This is a genomic window from Micromonospora inaquosa, from assembly GCF_003857055.1.
Lineage (GTDB): Bacteria > Actinomycetota > Actinomycetes > Mycobacteriales > Micromonosporaceae > Micromonospora > Micromonospora inaquosa.
The window spans coordinates 1-2,647 of the sequence record NZ_QGSZ01000158.1 but is presented as its reverse complement, the minus strand read 5'-3'; the positions used below and the strand labels follow the sequence as shown (position 1 = coordinate 2,647).

Annotated in this window: 3 protein-coding genes; 1 reads left to right on the top strand and 2 read right to left on the bottom strand. The window is 68.6% G+C overall.

The window, feature by feature from the left end:
- The coding region (locus DLJ59_RS07825) for a cellulose-binding domain-containing protein (RefSeq protein WP_208648589.1) at window positions 1-415 on the bottom strand (415 nt) is incomplete at its 3' end.
- Between the two features lie 411 nt (window positions 416-826).
- Window positions 827-1,078, bottom strand: a complete 252-nt coding sequence (locus DLJ59_RS07820; RefSeq protein WP_124771840.1) for a hypothetical protein — start codon at window positions 1,076-1,078, stop codon at window positions 827-829.
- 130 nt (window positions 1,079-1,208) lie between these two features.
- Between DLJ59_RS07820 and DLJ59_RS07815 the strand changes: the two genes are divergently transcribed.
- Window positions 1,209-2,645: a pyridoxal-dependent decarboxylase gene (locus tag DLJ59_RS07815; protein ID WP_244235892.1), complete on the top strand. Its 1,437-nt coding sequence runs from the start codon at window positions 1,209-1,211 to the stop codon at window positions 2,643-2,645.
- Window positions 2,646-2,647 lie beyond the last annotated feature (2 nt).

The window sequence follows — 2,647 nt, the reverse complement described above, 5'->3', positions numbered from 1 at the left end:
CGGTGCCGGTGCAGGTGGTGCCGTTGAGCGCGAAGCTGCTCGGCACCGGGTTGCTGCCGGTCCACGAACCGTTGAAGCCGAACGAGGTGCTGCCGTTCGTGGCGATGGCGGCGTTGTGGTCGACGTTGCGCGCGGTGACCTGGGCCCCGGAGTGGGTGACGGTGGCGTTCCACGCCTGGGTGACCTGTTGGCCTGCGGCGTACGACCAGGTGAGAGCCCACCCGTTGACCGGGTCGCCGAGGTTGGTGATGGTGACGTTGGCGCCGAAGCCGCCCTGCCACTGGTTCGTGATCTGGTAGTCGACCCGGCAGCCGACGGCGGCGGCCGAGGCGACGACCGTGCCGAGGGTGCCGGCCACGACGGTGGCCGCCGTCGTGGCGGCGAGCAGGATCAGCCGATGTCTGGACGGGTGCATGCACTGCCTCCGGGATCCGGTGATGACCGCTACGACCCACCGGCCCTGCCCGGGAAGCACAGTGGACCAACCCACCGCGACGGCGGTGGACGGCGATCTGATCGGGGTGAAACGCCCTGGAACTCACGGATCCGACTCACCGCGCATCGTAAGGCAAGCGCTTTCCGGTCCGCAACATCGACCGTCATCACATCGCTGCGCCTGCCGACTCCCGCTGGCGGTGCGAGAGGCTCGCCGAGGATGGGCGCGGCCAGCACGCCGTGCGGCACTCGGCGCAGGCAATCAGCGGCGGTGCCAGCGAGTCGACCAAAAATGTCGATCGAGGCACCACCGCATCAGATTGCACAAGACGCAAACCCCAACCCACGGACAACTATTCTCCGCTGGGACAGGATGTCTTTAATTGCGTTATCAGCAGTTCTGGTTGACGACGCGCGCCGAGTTTCCGTCAGAGATCCGAATCCATTTGTAGGCGGCCGACGTCTGCAGCAAGTCGCCGGTGTAGCGGTAGTAGTTACCGGTACACTGCAACGCGAACGTGTCGGTGTCCTTTTTGTACTTCGTCGAGACTTCACCCGGCTTGAGCAGGTAAGTCTTTCCGCAGGAGCCGGTCCCATCACACCAGTCCGCGATGCTTACCGGGTGCGCCGAGTCATTGCGCACCACAAGGTCAACAGGCCGCCCGCATGGATCTCGGCGTTACAGAAGAGTGGCGATGGCGGATGTGATGTGTTATGAGTGTCGATCCGGCAGACGGCTTGTTTTGGGCGCGCGCGCCTGATCAACTCGTCGGATGGCTCACCACATGGACCCCGCCGAATTCCGTCGCGCCGGCCACGCCGTCGTCGACTGGATCGCCGACTACTGGGCGACAGTGGAGCAACGCCCGGTCGCCCCGGCCGACCCCCCTGGCACGGTGGCCGCCGCCCTGCCCAGCGAACCCCCCACCACCGGCGGCGAACCGGTCGAGGCGATCCTCGCCGACCTGGACTCGATCGTCGTACCGGGGCTGACCCACTGGCAGCACCCGGGCTTCTTCGGCTACTTCCCCGCCAACACCTCCGGCCCGAGCGTGCTCGGCGACCTGGTCAGCTCCGGGCTCGGCGTCCAGGGCATGCTCTGGGCCTCCAGCCCCGCCTGCACCGAGTTGGAGACGGTGATGATGGACTGGCTGGCCCACCTGCTGGACCTGCCACCGCGGTTCCGCTCGACCAGCGCCGGCGGTGGGGTCATCCAGGACTCGGCCTCCTCGGCGACGCTCGTGGCCACCCTGACCGCACTGCAACGGGCCAGCGGCGGCCGCTGGCGGCACACCGGCATCGACCAGCGCTACCGCGCCTACACCTCCATCCACGGGCACTCGTCCATCGAGAAGGCGGTACGGATCGCCGGGCTGGGCAGCGACGGAATCCGGTCGATCGAGGTGGACCCGGACACCCAGGCGATGCTGCCGGGCGCCCTGCGGGCCGCCATCGAGGCCGACCTGGCCGCCGGTGACGTGCCGGCCATCGTGGTGGCAACCATCGGCACCACCTCCACCACCGCCGTCGACCCGCTGCCGGAGATCGGGGCCATCTGCGCCGAGTACGGGATCTGGCTGCACGTGGACGCCGCGTACGCGGGCTCCGCCGCCGTCTGCCCCGAACTGCGGTGGACGCACGCCGGCCTGGAGTACGCCGATTCCTACTGCTTCGACCCGCACAAGTGGCTGCTCACCGGCTTCGACTGCGACGCGTTCTGGGTGGCCGACCGGGCCGAACTGATCGAGGCGCTGACCGTACTGCCGGAGTTCCTGCGCAACGCGGCCACCGAATCCGGCGCGGTGATCGACTACCGGGACTGGCAGGTTCCGCTGGGCCGGCGGTTCCGGTCCCTCAAGCTGTGGTTCGTGCTGCGCTGGTACGGCGCCGAAGGGCTACGGGCGCACATCCGCTCCGGGGTGGCGCTGGCCGAACGATTCGCCGAGCGGGTCCGCGCCGACGACCGGTTCGAGTTGGCCGCGGCGCACCCGTTCTCACTGGTCTGCTTCCGACTGCGCGCCGACGACGACACCAACGCGGCGTTGCTGGCCTCGGTGAACGCCACCGGACGGGTGCACCTCACGCACAGCCGGGTCGACGGCCGCTACACGCTGCGGCTGGCGGTCGGTTCACCCCAGAGCACCGAAGCGCACATCGACGAAGCCTGGGCCCTGCTCTCCGAGGCGGCCACCACCCTGCTCACCCCCTAACC

Excerpts from the sequence above, each read along its gene's own strand:
- DLJ59_RS07815 (WP_244235892.1), top strand. The coding sequence starts at position 1,209 with ATGGCTCACCACATGGACCCCGCCGAATTCCGTCGCGCCGGCCACGCC.